The following is a 14,531-nucleotide window of genomic DNA, read 5'->3' as shown; positions in this document are numbered from 1 at the left end:
CCGGAATAATCTTCCTGCCCGGGCCGCCCGGGTAACGAACCCGGTTTCAACCACCGGCCTACCCCGCTGCGTCTACCAGTGTCTTTCCGTTCACCTTCTGGCGTTCGGCCCAGATTTCATCGGCCAGTTCTCCCCAGGCGCGCGAAAGGTCATCCAGGTAGGCAGCCACCACTCCCTCCAGCACGGTTTCGGCACCTTCGTGGGTGGGGTGGGCACCCGACTCCTGCACAATTTCCCGGAGTGCCCGGGGATTATCGATAATGGGACATGGCCGTAAATGGTTGCAGTGAAAAGGCTGCCGCTTCTGGTAGGCCTCGAAGAGGGGGGAATTCAGCACCTCCAGCAGGCTTTTTTCGTTTATATTGTCAACGGCAAAATGCACGAAGGCGCAGGGTTCTACCTCACCCTGAGCATTAATATGGATATACTTCCGCCCGCCGGCTATGCATCCTTCGACCAGTTCCCCGTCGTTCCAGAAGTCAGCAATCTGTATGGGCTTATGGGTACGCAGGTAGGGAATGCGCCTGGCCAGGTACGCCCTCTGTTCCGGCGTAATCATCAATTTTACGTCAGGATTACGCCCGATCGGAATATAGTGGAAGGTCCAGACGTAAGCGACTCCCCGCTCAATGAGGAAATCAATGAATTCGTCGCTGGTCACCTCCTGCACGTTATAGCGGGTAATGGTCAGGGAAGCTCCGAAAACTGTACCCCGGGCGCGCAGGAGGTCCATGGTGTGCATAACTCTGGCAAAAGTACCGGCACCCCGGCGGGCATCCGTGGTTTCCTGCCACCCCTCCAGGCTGATCGCCGGGGAGAAATTGCCCACTTCAATAATCCGGCCGGCCGTCTTTTCGTCGATAAGCGTCCCGTTGGTGTAAGCCATAAAAGCCATGTCGCTGTGTCTGGCCATTAGCTCGAAAAGGCGCGGGTAGACCAGGGGCTCCCCGCCGGAAAGAACAATCCAGTATATACCCAGCTCTTTGGCTTCGCTAAAAAGTTTATCCAGCCTTTCAAAAGAGAGGGAATTCCGGGGAGAGTACCTGCCTGCCCAGCACCCACGGCAGTTTAAATTGCAGGCGCTGGTGGGATCAACCAGCAGGAAATCCGGAACGTGCACTCCCAGTGCTGCCGCCTTACTCTCCCGCAAAAAAGAGCCCAGAAGAATTTGGTGGATAAACCAGTTGAGGATGAGCCGCTTTTTCACATGCGGATGAACCTCGCGCAGCAGGCGGTTGACATAGCAACTGACGGCCGCGTTCTCCCTGTATACCCTGGCCAGTTGCTCGATTTGCTCTTTATGCTTTTCCAGCAGGGTAATGGTCTTGACGAAATTTAAAAGCCTGGAAAATTCGCTTCCGGATCTTTTTCCAGGTAAGCGATAGTGCGGGATAATAGCTGCGCTGCCACCCGGCTTTTCGTTTGGAAAAGAGTGGTTGCCATTTTCTTATCTCCTTTCATTTTATAATAGTGGTACAAAAAACCATAAGGAACCTCCGAACAGCATTTCAGGAATATAGTTACCCTCCGGGAAATTTTTAACCCGGCCAATTTTATAGAAAATTGCCTCTGAAAACCTACGGCCTTGTGCCGTAGGATGAAAGAGGCATCGCCCGGTAGGGCGATAAATACTTCACAAACATCTGTTTCCGTGGTATAATATTCCTGTGCTCTTTGACAATCAGTATGGGGTTGCAGCGGGTCAATGGGCCGCTGCGTAAAACTGATTCCCGAAAGAGACTGGTGCTTTGAAGTAAGCACGTATCTACGTAGCCAAATGGCGAAGTAGTAGACGCCCATGGACCGGGCCTTCCCGGCAAATGCCGGGATGTAGCTCACGAGGAAAGCGTAAGACCTGCGCTTTAGCAGGCAGCATTCCGATGACATGAGGAACCTTCGGGACGAAGCCCCCGGGCTTGTCCCGGGGGAGGTTCACTCCGGCACAATTCTGGTGAAATCCCGGTGGCCCGCCCCCGGAGACTGGGGCGGGTCACTCCCTTTTTGTCCGTCCTGAATGACGGGGATCCGGAACCATATACCAGGTTGAGGCAGGTTGTAAAGCAGGTAATTTTCACTTCAAGTCCGGCGGCTCTTTTGGTTGGATCACGCCAGCCGGCGCTTTTCCCGCCAGGCCTGCACGTAGCTCCACAGGCTGCCCCCGGCGTTGGCCGTGACCACGGCCATGGCAATTTTGGGCAGGAGCAGGGGATGGGGATAAATCAGGTAGCGCGGTTCCCAGCGGGGGCCGTATTTTTCTTTAAACTGGCATACAGGTGTTCCGCACCGGAGCAGTACCGCCAGCCGCTTCGGGGCGGCCCCGGCTTTTTTTGTAATACTTTTTGCCGGCACTTCTCTCTCCCAGATTAAATTTCCAGCCCTTTTTTAGTTTAAGTAAAACACTCCGTATGTACAATAGCATTTATACAATAACATTACCGTGCATTCTTTCAGCGGGTGAAGTATTAATGATCAGAAAAAGACTCGCTCTCCTGATTTTACCGGCCATCGTTTTCCTGATAGTCCTGGTGATAAAAGAGTGGGAAGTTATCGAAAGTTATGAAGGGCAGGCGGTGATCAGACATGTAACAACCAGCGAAAAGTTAATTGCCCTTACCTTTGATGATGGTCCCGATCCCCTCTATACTGCTAGAATTCTGGCAGTCCTGGATAAGTACAATGCCCGGACCACCTTTTTTGTGCTGGGACTGAACGTACGGCAGTACCCCCATCTGGTGCGCCAGGAAATAGCGGCCGGCCATGAAATTGGCCTGCATGGTTACCGGCACGTACTTCTGACCGGTCAACCTCTGTATGCCACCTTGAGAGACCTGAAACGCTCGGAAGAACTGATTGTGAAGGCTACCGGTTACCGCCCGGTTTACTTCCGGCCGCCTTTCGGGTTTTATAATGCAGCGCTGCTGCGGGCGGTGATGGCCAGGGGTTACCGGGTGGTTCTCTGGACGGCGGACATGGATCCCCGGGATTATACTGATCCCGGGGCACGGGAAATTGCCTGGCGTGTGATAAACGGCGCCGGAAATGGAGATATTGTCCTGCTGCATGATCACGGCGGCAATCGCACTCAAACAGTACTGGCCCTGGAAGAAATCCTGCGTGTACTTACCGCCAGAGGCTATAAATTTGTAACGCTGACGGAACTTCTGGAAAGCGGCCAGGGTGGAAAGATTCCCACATAAATTTTTTAAAGCCACAGTTTCATGATCAGGACGCCCGGGGTGCGGCTTGTTGAGCGGGTTAAACGAACAGGCAGGAGACAGGCGGAAGGATGGCGAATTTTCCTCAGAGCCAGGGTTAATGGACCCCAAAGTTTTGACGGAGCGCCCGGGTTACGCGAATGGGCGGTGAAGGCTGTACAGGGTATCCGTGGGTTAAAGAGCCGGGCGGGCAGCAGAAAGCCTTCCGGAAACGGCATGGCCGGGGGGCGGAATGGCCCGTAGCCGCAGGGGCCGGGAGCGTGATTTGCGCGTGTTGGCGGCACCAGTCGATTGATTTCCTTCAGGGGGAATGGTTGTGCATGCGGGGAAAGAAAAGCCCAGGCCACCCGTCAAGTGGGCGGGTGGAAAATCCCAGCTCATACCCCAGTTCGAGCCTCTGTTTCCCAAAAGGGAGTTCGGCCAGTACGTTGAGCCTTTTGCAGGCGGGGGGGCGGTTTTCTTCCACCTGCTGCCCCCCAGGGCGGTATTGATTGACAGCAATGAGGATTTAATTAATTTTTACCGGGTTGTGCGGGACGAGCTGGATGCTCTCCTGCAGGACTTGAGGAAACATGAAAACACCGCCGAATATTACTACCGCGTCCGCGCCCTTGATCCCCACCGGATGGGCCCTGTGGCCAGGGCCTCGAGATTTCTCTACCTGAACAAGACGGGCTACAACGGACTGTGGCGGATGAACAGCCGGGGGCAGCACAACGTGCCCTTCGGGCGTTACAGGAACCCGAAAATAGTGGATGAGCCGAACCTGCGCCTGGTGAGCGGGGCCCTGAAGAAAGCGGAATTAATCTGCGGCGACTTCAGCCTGGTCCTGGACTGCGCCGAACCGGGAGCTTTCGTCTACCTGGACCCCCCCTATCACCCGCTTTCGGCAACGGCCAGCTTCACCAGCTATACCCCCGCTGCATTTGGGGAAGATGACCAGCGGCGCCTGGCGGAGGTATTCCGGGAGCTGGATGAGAGGGGCTGCCTGGTCATGTTGAGCAACTCGGATACGCCTTTCATCCGCGAGCTTTACAAGGACTATAACATACAGGTGGTTTACGCCAGGAGGGCTATCAACTGCCGGGCCGATAAGCGTGGGCCGGTGCCGGAGCTGGTAATCCGCAATTTCAGCTGACGGTTTGACCTGCCGGACGGGTCGATGGCAGGTATAAAAAGAACACCCTGCCGGTTCATCACCATTCGACATGATTTCTTCTTGACGAAATTTCCTGTAAGTGGTTCAATTGAGTAGTGTGAAAAACCGGCGCCCTTTCAGCGCCGGGTTGCCCGGAGGATGTTCTGATAGCGTTCCGGGTAGTTCGGGGGGTGGGTTTGCTCCCGCAGGATCCTGATGACGTTCTCCGTATTTTCTTCGGAATTCAGGAGGCGGAAAAAAACCCGTTCATTTACATAAACGCTGCTGCCGTCCTGAAATTGAATATGGTACTTGTTTGTGCCCGGCACCGGGGTGGCCTTAATACCAGCTCCGGTAAAATGATGCAGATGTTGCATAAGTGCCATGGGGTGCCACCTCCAACGGGGTCCTCTGCTTTGATCATACGCCTTCCTGCCAAAAAAGGAATTCTCCTGTCCTTAACGGCCTTAATTGGCTGTTTTGCGGTAATTGTGAAATGTTAGCCTTATTACAATGCATCCGGCGGTGTTCCCCGTGTTAACTTTCCCTGTTCCGTGAACGGGAACATACCGGGCGGGGGAATTATCTTAATATAATTTTAACATATAAGTATGAAAAGGCAAGCTTATTTGTGAAAAATATCTCAAAGTTTACGGTATTGACATAAAAATTGTAATTGACCATAATACCTAATTATAAAGTTAAAAGGTGTTTTACCTGTTTATGGAGAATATCAACAGGGTTATCCGGTTATTTCCTTCAAGAAATTAAACGGGGTGTGGAAATGAAAGTTCATGTTGCCAGGTGGGCCCATCCGGTGGCTGCTGCCTCCCGTTACCTGTCTTCCCTGCACCTTCCGCTGCAGGTGCTGGGGGCCAGCGATACCCATGTTTTTTGTAATGAGCAGGGGCGGATTATCCTCTACCATGACGGATACCGGGATTGTGCCCGGTTGATTGGCCGGTTTGCTACCCAGCTGGATGCGGGAGTTACCTGGGCTGACCGGGGGCTGCGCAGCACCACCCACCATTTTGATCCCCGACGGGGGGTTGGGGTATGGGCGTGGGGAAATGCCGCCCAGAAATGCAGGCAGTATTTTGACCGGGCCTTATTTTTCTGGCACCGGGGTAAATACCGCAAGGCGTTGTTCATGCTTGGTGCGGCCGTGCACCTGGTGCAGGATGCCTGTGTACCCCATCACGCTTGCTGTCAGCTCTTTGACGGCCACCTGGACTATGAGAAGTGGGTCAAGGGGCGAAAACACTATTACCGGGTTAACTCCGGGGGTCTTTATCACCTGGGCCATACACCCGAGGAATGGGTGGCTGCCAATGCCTGGGTGGCCAGGGAATACTACCCCCTGGTCAGGGCCAGCTCCGGTGAAGAAAGTTACCACGAGGCTACAGGTGTCCTGCTTCCCCGGGCCCAGCGTTCCACAGCCGGGTTTTTGCTATTTTTTTACCGGCATATCCAGAAGGGCTAACTGCCGGGACCGCATTTTCCCCTGCCCGGAAGGTTATAATAAGGAGAAAGAAGGCAGGGGTGATGATGGTAATGCAGCTTTCCCCCGGGGAACGCTCCATCCTGGCCTACTTTCCCTCCAGCACCAGCGCACGGCGGGCTATGGAGGAGTTAAAGTCCGCCGGTTATGATACCCTCACCCTGGACCGCGTATCCCGTTTCGGGGTGGAGGATAATGCCGAAATTAATTATCCCCTGGCCGGCCGGGCGGATTCCATTACCGGGCTGACCCTTTTTTCCACCGGCACCGGGTTAACTGAAAGTGATTCCCGGGTCCTCAGGGCGGCCGACCCCTCGGTAAGCGGTATGGCTGCCTGCGATTACGGACTGGCCGGGGGGAGCGCTTTTCTGCTGACGGTTGTTACCGGGGAGGACAGGGTGCAGGAGGCCGTGGAAATACTTAAAAAACACGGAGCCCGGGTTTGAGCGACGGGTAAAACCTGTGGCGGGAGGAACAGGCCTCCCGCCATTTTATTGTTTTCCGGCTGTTCAAAAAGCAGGAAAGAAATGAGTCACGTCGAAGTTAAAAATAAATATACTAGAAGTAGCAGCTGTCGTCATATTAAGGTACCAGCAAGAGCTGGTCATTTTTGTTCTCAGGAAATTTTTCAGGGGGGGTAATGCGCATGTTAAAAGGAATTGCCGGGGCGCCGGGGATTGCTATTGGCAGGGCCTTCATCTTTCGCCCGGAGCAGCTGGAATTTGAGCGAAAAACCATTTCACCGGAAGAGGTCAGCCGGGAACTGGTGCGGCTGCAGCACGCCCTCCAGCAGGCCCACCAGGAGCTGGCCGGGATTTATGCCCGGGCCATGTCGGACCTGGGCCGGGACCGGGCGGGTACCTTTCACGCCCAGCTGATGATTCTGGAAGACGCCACCTTTGAATCGGAACTGATCAGCATCGTTCGTTCGGGTGTCAACGTGGAAGGTGCCGTGGGCGAAGTGGTGACCAACTATGTCCGGATGTTTGAGGATTCAGGAGACGAATACCTGCGTGAGCGGGCGGCCGACTACAGGGATGTAGGGTGCCGCCTGCTGCGTATTTTGCTCGGACAGTCCTGGACACCGGTGCCGCGCCTGAAAGAGGAATCCATAGTGGTGGCCCGGGACTTGAGCGCTCCGGACAGTATGCAGCTTGACCGTTCCCGCATCCTGGGCCTGGCCATTGAAAGGGGCGGGCGAACCTGTACGGCCTGCATTCTGGCCCGGTCCCTGGAAATACCTGCGGTGGTGGGCCTGGGGCGTTTTGTGCACCGGGTCCATAATGGTGATCTGCTCATAGTTGACGGCAGCAAAGGTACGGTCATCCTCAACCCGGACCCGGCCACGCTGGCCGAGTACCAGCACCGGCGGGAGACTTACCTGGCCTGCAAAAAGGAAATGCAGATGCTTTCCGATCTGCCGGCAGAAACCAGGGATGGTTACCGGGTTCAACTCCTGGCCAATATCGATCATCCCGGGGAGGTGGCCAGCGCCCTGGCCCAGGGGGCGGAAGGAATCGGGTTGTTTCGTACCGAACATCTTTTCCTGGGACGGGATACCATGCCCGGGGAGGATGAGCAGTTTGAATTCTACGTCCAGGTGGTACAGAGAATGCGGGGCAGGCCGGTGGTCATCCGTACCCTCGATTATGCCGGCCCTTCAAGTCCCTTTTTCCAGCCCATGCACTATGAACCCAATCCCTTTTTGGGCTGCCGGGGTATCCGGTTGAATTTGAACTTCGAGGAAATTTTCAATACCCAGATCAAGGCAATCCTGCGGGCCAGCGCCTTCGGCCGGGTAAAAGTGATGTTTCCCCTGATTTCCCGGGTTGAGGATCTGCGCCGGGTCAAGTCCATGATGCGCCAGGCCCAGGAAGAACTGCTGAGGGCCGGGAAAAATTTCGACCCCGATATTGAAGTGGGCCTGCTGGTGGAAGTGCCCTCGGCAGCCCTGACGGCCGAGCTGTTTGCTCCCGAAGTTGACTTTTACAGCATAGGCACCAATGATCTGGTTCAATACACCCTGGCGGTGGACCGGGCCAGCGCCGGCATTAATCCCTTGAACCAGGTCCTGCACCCCGCCATCCTCCGGCTGGTGAAAAATGTTATTGACGTGGCCCGCAATGCCCGTAAGAAAGTGGCCATGTGCGGCGAAATGGCCGGAGAACCGCTGGCTACCCTGCTCCTTTTAGGCCTGGGGCTGAACCAGTTCAGCGCTGCCGCAGGGGCTCTGCCGGAAATTAAAAAGGTTATCCGGGCAGTTACCTTAAAGGAAGCCCGGGAAGTGGCCCTGCGGACCCTGCAGTTATCCGGACCGGAAGAGGTTCGTCGATATTTGGAGCAGGAGATGAAAAGCCGCCGCTTGTATTTTTAGCTTTATTTGGTTACAATGGATAAGGATCAGGTATTTGTTATCTGGAAATGGAGGTCTTTTTTTGAAACGGGTAGTCAGCGTCAGCCTGGGTTCATCGCGGCGGGATCACCGGGTGGAAGTGGAGCTAATGGGGGAGCGCTTTGAAATCAGCCGCCGGGGTACCGACGGTGATTTCGAGCGGGCCGTCCAGCTGTTAAAGGAACTGGATGGAAAGGTGGATGCCATCGGGCTGGGCGGGATTGACGTCTATTTATATGCCGGTAAGACGCGCTATGTGATTCAGGATGGGAAAAAACTTATGGATGCCGTCCGGAAAACCCCGGTGGTGGACGGCAGCGGTTTGAAAAATACCCTGGAAAGGGAGACGGTTTATTACCTGCGGGAGCATACCGACCTGCTTTCACCCGGCACCAGGGTTTTGATGGTCAGTGCGGTGGATCGTTTTGGGATGGCTGAGGCCTTTGCCGGGGTGGGTTGTGAGGTAACCTTTGGAGATCTTATTTTTGCCGCGGGCATTCCCTACCCTATCCATACGGTCAGCGAGCTGGAAGAGCTGGCAGCCAAACTGTTGCCGGAAATGACCAGGTTGCCCTTCCACATGCTTTACCCCACCGGGAAGAAGCAGGAAACCCAGGACGAGGAGAAGATCAAAAAATTTGGTCATTATTACCAGGAAGCTCAGGTCATCGCGGGGGATTATCACCTCGTCCGCCGATATATGCCCCGGCTTAACGGGCAGACTATTATTACCAATACCACCACTGCTGATGATGTGACCTTTTTAAGGGAAAAGGGAGCGGGGTGCCTGGTGACCACCACCCCTGAATTTGAGGGGCGCTCCTTTGGTACCAATGTCATGGAGGCGGTGCTGGTGGCCCTGTTGCAAAAGCCCGTGGAAGAAATCACCCCCCGGGATTACCTGGATCTCCTGCGGCGCCTGGATTTCAAGCCCCGGGTGCTGCCATTACGTTGATTTCTGGAGGTAAGCATCTTTGGCCACTCACGAGGAAATCACTGCCAGCCTCCTGGCTTTTCAGGAGGGGTACAACAAGAACGAGCGTTTAAAAATTATGAACCGGGATTGGGATCGGGTGGTCCTGGTGCAGGCCAGCGACATTCCCTCCCAGCATACCCTGGAACTGCGCAACGGAGAGCTGTCGGTGCGGGAAGGGGCGCCCCCCCGGGCCGATCTTACGGTAATTTCTGACAGCGAAACCCTGGCGGATCTTTTTTACGGTGATATTACCCCCACCGAACCTTATATGAACGGTACGCTGAAAATTATCGGATCGGAAGATGATATTGTGCGCCTTGATTTTATCTCCCTGATGATCTGGGGTGAGTAAAATGGCTTTAAAACGGGTGCTCACCCTGCGTACCGTGATTGCGACCAGCGCTGGCCTCACCCTGGCCAGTTCCTCTTTTGTTGCTGCCGTACAGGTGGCCAGTTTCCTGGCCGGCGATGCCGCCTGGCTGGCCATCCTTACGGCCGGTTTTTTATGCCTGGGGGCTGCCTGCTGCTTTTCGGAGCTGAACGCACGCCTTCCCTCCGCCGCCGGTATCCGCCTGTACTTCTCCCGGGCCTTTAACGACCGCCTGGCCCTGACCATTTCCCTGCTCTACATGACCGTGGTAATGGGCGTGGTGGGGGCCGAGAGTTATGTGCTGGCGTTTGTCCTTAACGCGGCCTTCCCTGCCGTGCCCCCGCTGGCCTGGATCCTGGTCATGTTTATGGTGGTCACGGCCATGAATATCCGGGGGGTTAAGATTGCGGGCACGTTTCAGGAACTGATTACCTGCGGGCTTATGGGTTCCCTGCTGGTGCTGGGTTTTATGGCCCTGTCCAAAGTCAACTTCCACCTCACCGGACCTTTTGCTACGGGCGGCCTTCCGGCCTTCATCAGTGCCGTAGCGGTGGGGGTTTTTCTCTTTGTGGGTTTTGAGTGGGTAACGCCGCTGGCCGAAGAGGTTACCCACAGCCGCCAGGTTTCCCGGGGTATGCTGCTGGCCGTAGGGCTGTTGAGCGTGGTCTATGCCCTCTTTACCGTGGCCATGACCGCCACCACCCCCAGGCAAGCGCTGGTTGCTTCACCCGCCCCGCAGGTGGTTTTTGCCCGTAACGTTCTGGGCCCTGCGGGAGTGATCTGGATGGTGATCTTGAGCCTTGCCGCCTCTATTACCACTTTCAACGCCGGTCTGATCAGCGTTTCCCGCTTTGTATACGCTTCTGCCCGGGAGTATGTGCTGCCACCCGTTTTTTCCCGCCTGAGCATGCGCTTTTTCACTCCCTGGGTGGCCATCCTCACTGTTTTTGCCACCGGGGTGATCATTTCCCTGGTGGTTCTGGTTACCCACCGCTATCTGGTGCTGGTAAATCTGGCGGCAGCCATAGAAGCAATAGTTTACGCTCTGGCAGGCCTGGCGGTAATCCGTTTAAGACAGAAGGACCGGAGGACCGGAGGAATATTTGTCCCTGTAATTACGGCCCTGGTTTTTGCCGGACTGGCCGTAGCGGTGATGCTCACGGACCTTTATGTGCTCCCGTGCCTGGTGGCTGGCTTTGCCATCATGTGGTGGTATGTTTACCGGGTGGTACCGGTTTTAAAAAGCAGGTATCAGCCCCGCCGGCCATCCCGCCGCCGGCCGGTAGCGGGGACCGCTGAGGCCGGGTGCGAGAAATCATAGCATTATGTAAAGATAGTTAAAATCCCAGCGCCCGGTAAGCCGGTTTATCGATCACGTTATCCCGGGAAAGATTATGCAGCGCCCGGAAGCGGTAAACGCTTTCTTCCATGTCCCAGCGCCAGGTACCGTCGATTTTGCCTTTGAACAGCCCCAGCCGGGCCAGCGTTCGCTGGACCTCCATCACATCCGAGCCGCAAAAATCACGGCGCAGATCCCGGAAGGGCGGTTCCCGGTAAGTAAAAGGGTTGCCGGTGATGGTTACCTGTGCCCCCACGGGAATCCAGGGGTATATTTCCTCCACGTCCCGGTTGTGCATGCGGATGCACCCGTGGCTGGCGTAACTGCCGATGGACCACGGCTTGTTGGTCCCGTGGATCCCGTACAGCCCCCAGGGAACGTTCAAGCCCAGCCAGCGGGAGCCAAAGCCGGTCCCCCAGTGCATAGCTTTACGTACAACCCGGAAATTGCCCAGGGGGGTGGGAGTTTCGAATTTGCCCACAGCTACGGGATACTGGCGGTAGGGCTGGCCGTCAAAGAATACCGTCAGGGTGCGCCGGGTGGTATCGATGAGAATGCGGACGTCTTTTGCCGGGGGTGGGGCCTGCTGGCTGGCGGCCGGCCTGGTGGCGGTTTGACCGATGGCGTTCCAGGTAGCCGGTCCCACCACCCCGTCGGGGAGCAGGTGGCGGTCTATCTGGAATAGTTTAACAGCCCCGGCCGTGGCCGGACCGTAGATGCCGTCGACCGGCCCGTGATAGTATCCCAGCCGGTTCAACAATTGTTGCAGGTGATATACATCTTCCGATGCCCTTGAGGGAGCTCCTATCCTGAGAACCTGTTCCGTATCCTGGCAGCACTGCCCGGAACTTCCGGTGTAGCCGCTGGCAGGTGTTGCCCCACAGAAGAATAAGACCAGTAAGGTCAGGAGGAAATATATTTTTTTTCCCATGCTCTGTTCACTCCTGTGCAAAAGGCTTAACCATAATTATTTACCCCCGTATTTTTTTTATGCGCACCATATATCATATAATGGTAAATATGGTGTATAATGTTATAAAAGACGGGGGTGAACAGGGTTTATGAAAGGAAAGCCGGTCTGGCGGTTTTGTTATCTGATAATTGTGATCGCGGGATTGATTTTACTGGGCTGTGCGGTGCAGGGGGATGGGCAGGGTCCCGGCCGGCAGGAAAGTTCCCGGGAGCAGGATGGCGGGCAGGTTTCAGAAGCCGGTAACGGGGCCGGAACGGAGGAAGCGGTGAGGACGGTTCCGGTGGTCCTTTATTTTGGCGATAACCAGGGTTACCTGGTGGTCGAGAGGAGGGAAATCCCCGTAACGAAGGCTATTGCCCGGGCAACATTGCAGGAACTCTGCCGGGGTCCTGCTTCCGGTAGCGGACTCAATCCCACCATTCCCCCGGGAACAAGGGTAAAGGATATTAATATCAGGGACGGGCTGGCCATTGTGGACTTCAGCCGGGAGTTAAAAGAGAAGCACCGGGGCGGTTCTTCGGCGGAATTGCTTACCGTTTACTCCATTGTCAATACCCTGACCCAGTTTCCCAGCGTCCAGCAGGTGCAGATCCTGGTGGAGGGGAGGCCCCTGGAGACACTGGCCGGGCACCTGGATATCAGCGGGCCCCTGAAAAGGGATGCCAGCCTGATACGGGCTCACAATGAAACGAACTAATAGCAAAAAAGAACCAGTGCAGGAAGCTGGTTCTTTTTTTGATTTTTCTCTGGCAGGATTTCCAGCTTTAATGTAGAATCCTCTAACCGGTATGTCTAATCATGTTGAATAATTGCTGGAGTTGGGAGGATGAAGAAGGGAAAATTCTATCGCTTGTTAACTACCGGTGCGGCTGCCTGCCTGGCGGCGGGGTTGTTATTCTTTTCCGGGCCGGGTAGCTCCCAGGCCGCCGGGGTGCAGAAAATAGTTTTTAAAGTGGGAGAAAAAAGCTATTTCGTAGATGAAAACGCTTTTAGCATGGATGCTTCGCCTTTTATAAGCCAGGGGCGTACTTATGTACCCCTGCGTTACCTGGCCCTGGCCCTGGGCGTAAGTGATAGGGATATCCAGTGGAACAACGGCACAAAGAGCGTTCTGCTGGCCAGAAACGGTGTACAGGTGGGCCTTACGGTGGGCAGCAAGATCATGCTGGTGAACGGCCAGGCAATGGATATGGACGTGCCGCCGGTGATTGAGAATGGGCGCAGTTACCTGCCCGCCCGCCATGTTGCCGAGGCCCTGGGCTACAGGGTGGAGTGGAATGCGCCTGCGCGCACCGTGCTGGTCCAGCCCGCTGTACCTGCTGAAAACGGTTCCGGTGACACCGGTGCCCTGGGCCAGGTGGTTGTCCAGGGCAACCTGGTTAACGTCCGCAGCGGTCCCGGATTGCAGTATGAAGTGCTGGCCCAGGTTAACAGCGGGGACCGCCTGACGGTGCTGGGGAAAGTCCCCGACTGGTACAAGGTACAATTGCCCGGAGGTGGGACAGGCTGGATTGTGGCCTGGTATGTGCGGGAGGAAGGCCCGCCTGCCGGTTCGGGGGATAGCCCTGTTCCCGGTGCGCCCGGGGATGATACTTCCCGGGGGATGCCGGAAGGGAGGCCCCAGCCGGGAGATGACGGCGGTGCAGGCGGGGAAGATGGCAGCCAGCAGCCGCAGGAGCAGGAACAGGGTCCTGCTTTGAGCAGCATTGATGTTGATCCGGCCGGCGATGTCACCAGGGTTGAAATTACAGCTGAAGGGGCGATGACCTGCAATATTTTCAGGTTGTCCTCCCCGGAACGCCTGGTGGTGGATCTAACAGGTGTGCGGCCGGGTAATATACCGCTGGAGACCGCAGTGGGCACAGAAGCAGTAAATAAATTGCGCGTGGGCTGGTTCAGCAGGGATCCCGATGTCACCCGGCTGGTCTTTGACCTGAACGGGCCCGTGCGCTACCGGTCCAGCCTGTCGGCAGATGGGAAAACGCTGGTCATGGAAATTTATATCCCCTCTTCAGGAGATATTCTGCAGGATGTGGTCATCGCCATTGACCCCGGCCACGGTGGGCCGGACCCCGGTGCCCTGGGTAACGGCCTGCGGGAAAAGGATATAACCCTGCGCATAGCCCGGAGGGTGGCCAGCTTGCTCTCGGAGCAGGGAGCCCGCCCCCTGCTGACCCGCGATGGCGATTATGAAGTGGGCCTGTATGAGCGCGCGGACATGGCCAACCGGGCAGGGGCTGAAATATTTGTCAGCATCCACATCAATGCCAACGTCAATCCTTCTGTCCAGGGTACGGCTACCTACATTCTCAGCCCGGCCGGGGGAGGGGATCCCGGCCGCCGGGAGGAAAGCCGCAAGCTGGCCGGGTATATCCAGGCCCAGCTGGTTAAGAGGCTCGGGCTGGAAAATGATGGTGTTCTGGAGGCCAATTTTGCCGTCCTGCGTACTTCAACCATGCCCGCAGTGCTGGTGGAAGTGGCTTACATAAGCAACCCCGGTGAAGCTGCTTTACTAACCCAGGACTGGTTTATAGAAGAGGCAGCTCAGGGTATAGTTCAGGGCATTGCCGATTATCTTCACCAGCGCTGGGGGTAGGATGCGGTAATAAGTTACTTTCCAGAAGAAA

General features: G+C 56.0%; 15 protein-coding genes. 10 read left to right on the top strand and 5 right to left on the bottom strand.

The window, feature by feature from the left end:
- Positions 1 to 58: 58 nt before the first annotated feature.
- From BUB44_RS04945 to BUB44_RS04940, 3 genes are all read right to left on the bottom strand, one after another.
- Complete coding sequence (locus tag BUB44_RS04945) at positions 59 to 1,207, bottom strand: radical SAM/SPASM domain-containing protein (protein ID WP_242655854.1); 1,149 nt, start codon at positions 1,205 to 1,207, stop codon at positions 59 to 61.
- 128 nt (positions 1,208 to 1,335) lie between these two features.
- Complete coding sequence (locus BUB44_RS15760; protein ID WP_242655853.1) at positions 1,336 to 1,800, bottom strand: hypothetical protein; 465 nt, start codon at positions 1,798 to 1,800, stop codon at positions 1,336 to 1,338.
- Positions 1,801 to 2,103: 303 nt separating this feature from the next.
- Entirely contained in the window at positions 2,104 to 2,349 is a 246-nt protein-coding gene (locus BUB44_RS04940) for a hypothetical protein (protein WP_073163645.1), read from the bottom strand.
- Positions 2,350 to 2,465: 116 nt separating this feature from the next.
- On the opposite strand from BUB44_RS04940, the gene BUB44_RS04935 reads away from it, so the two are divergent.
- Both BUB44_RS04935 and BUB44_RS04925 read left to right on the top strand, forming a co-directional pair.
- On the top strand, positions 2,466 to 3,197 hold the full coding sequence (locus BUB44_RS04935) for a polysaccharide deacetylase family protein (RefSeq protein WP_073163644.1): 732 nt from the start codon (positions 2,466 to 2,468) through the stop codon (positions 3,195 to 3,197).
- Between the two features lie 334 nt (positions 3,198 to 3,531).
- Complete coding sequence (locus tag BUB44_RS04925) at positions 3,532 to 4,353, top strand: DNA adenine methylase (protein WP_242655852.1); 822 nt, start codon at positions 3,532 to 3,534, stop codon at positions 4,351 to 4,353.
- A 137-nt stretch (positions 4,354 to 4,490) separates the two neighbouring features.
- Here the strand turns inward: BUB44_RS04925 and BUB44_RS04920 are convergent, their stop codons facing one another.
- Positions 4,491 to 4,739, bottom strand: a complete 249-nt coding sequence (locus BUB44_RS04920) for a hypothetical protein (RefSeq protein WP_073163639.1) — start codon at positions 4,737 to 4,739, stop codon at positions 4,491 to 4,493.
- A 398-nt stretch (positions 4,740 to 5,137) separates the two neighbouring features.
- On the opposite strand from BUB44_RS04920, the gene BUB44_RS04915 reads away from it, so the two are divergent.
- The 6 genes from BUB44_RS04915 (at position 5,138) to BUB44_RS04890 (ending at position 10,913) form a co-directional block, all read left to right on the top strand.
- Positions 5,138 to 5,836 carry a zinc dependent phospholipase C family protein gene (locus tag BUB44_RS04915; protein ID WP_073163637.1) on the top strand — a complete coding sequence of 233 codons (699 nt, stop codon included), beginning with the start codon at positions 5,138 to 5,140 and terminating at the stop codon, positions 5,834 to 5,836.
- 62 nt (positions 5,837 to 5,898) lie between these two features.
- Positions 5,899 to 6,300, top strand: a complete 402-nt coding sequence (locus tag BUB44_RS04910) for a hypothetical protein (protein WP_310794963.1) — start codon at positions 5,899 to 5,901, stop codon at positions 6,298 to 6,300.
- 200 nt (positions 6,301 to 6,500) lie between these two features.
- A complete protein-coding gene (gene ptsP / locus BUB44_RS04905; protein ID WP_073163636.1) occupies positions 6,501 to 8,228 on the top strand; it encodes a phosphoenolpyruvate--protein phosphotransferase in 1,728 nt (575 codons plus the stop codon).
- Between the two features lie 61 nt (positions 8,229 to 8,289).
- Entirely contained in the window at positions 8,290 to 9,201 is a 912-nt protein-coding gene (locus tag BUB44_RS04900) for a quinate 5-dehydrogenase (protein WP_073163634.1), read from the top strand.
- 19 nt (positions 9,202 to 9,220) lie between these two features.
- Positions 9,221 to 9,574: an SCP2 sterol-binding domain-containing protein gene (locus BUB44_RS04895; protein WP_027355738.1), complete on the top strand. Its 354-nt coding sequence runs from the start codon at positions 9,221 to 9,223 to the stop codon at positions 9,572 to 9,574.
- 1 nt (position 9,575) lies between these two features.
- Entirely contained in the window at positions 9,576 to 10,913 is a 1,338-nt protein-coding gene (locus tag BUB44_RS04890; RefSeq protein WP_073163632.1) for an APC family permease, read from the top strand.
- A gap of 16 nt (positions 10,914 to 10,929) precedes the next feature.
- Here the strand turns inward: BUB44_RS04890 and BUB44_RS04885 are convergent, their stop codons facing one another.
- Positions 10,930 to 11,862 carry a L,D-transpeptidase family protein gene (locus tag BUB44_RS04885; protein ID WP_073163631.1) on the bottom strand — a complete coding sequence of 311 codons (933 nt, stop codon included), beginning with the start codon at positions 11,860 to 11,862 and terminating at the stop codon, positions 10,930 to 10,932.
- Positions 11,863 to 11,992: 130 nt separating this feature from the next.
- On the opposite strand from BUB44_RS04885, the gene BUB44_RS04880 reads away from it, so the two are divergent.
- Complete coding sequence (locus BUB44_RS04880; protein WP_073163629.1) at positions 11,993 to 12,601, top strand: GerMN domain-containing protein; 609 nt, start codon at positions 11,993 to 11,995, stop codon at positions 12,599 to 12,601.
- A gap of 129 nt (positions 12,602 to 12,730) precedes the next feature.
- Positions 12,731 to 14,500 (top strand): N-acetylmuramoyl-L-alanine amidase, encoded by a 1,770-nt coding sequence (locus BUB44_RS04875; protein WP_073163627.1) that lies wholly within the window; start codon positions 12,731 to 12,733, stop codon positions 14,498 to 14,500.
- Positions 14,501 to 14,531: the final 31 nt, after the last annotated feature.

It is taken from the genome of Desulfofundulus australicus DSM 11792 (assembly GCF_900129285.1).
GTDB lineage: Bacteria > Bacillota > Desulfotomaculia > Desulfotomaculales > Desulfovirgulaceae > Desulfofundulus > Desulfofundulus australicus.
The sequence above is the reverse complement of the archived record's forward strand: the minus strand, read 5'-3'. Positions and strand labels throughout refer to the sequence as shown.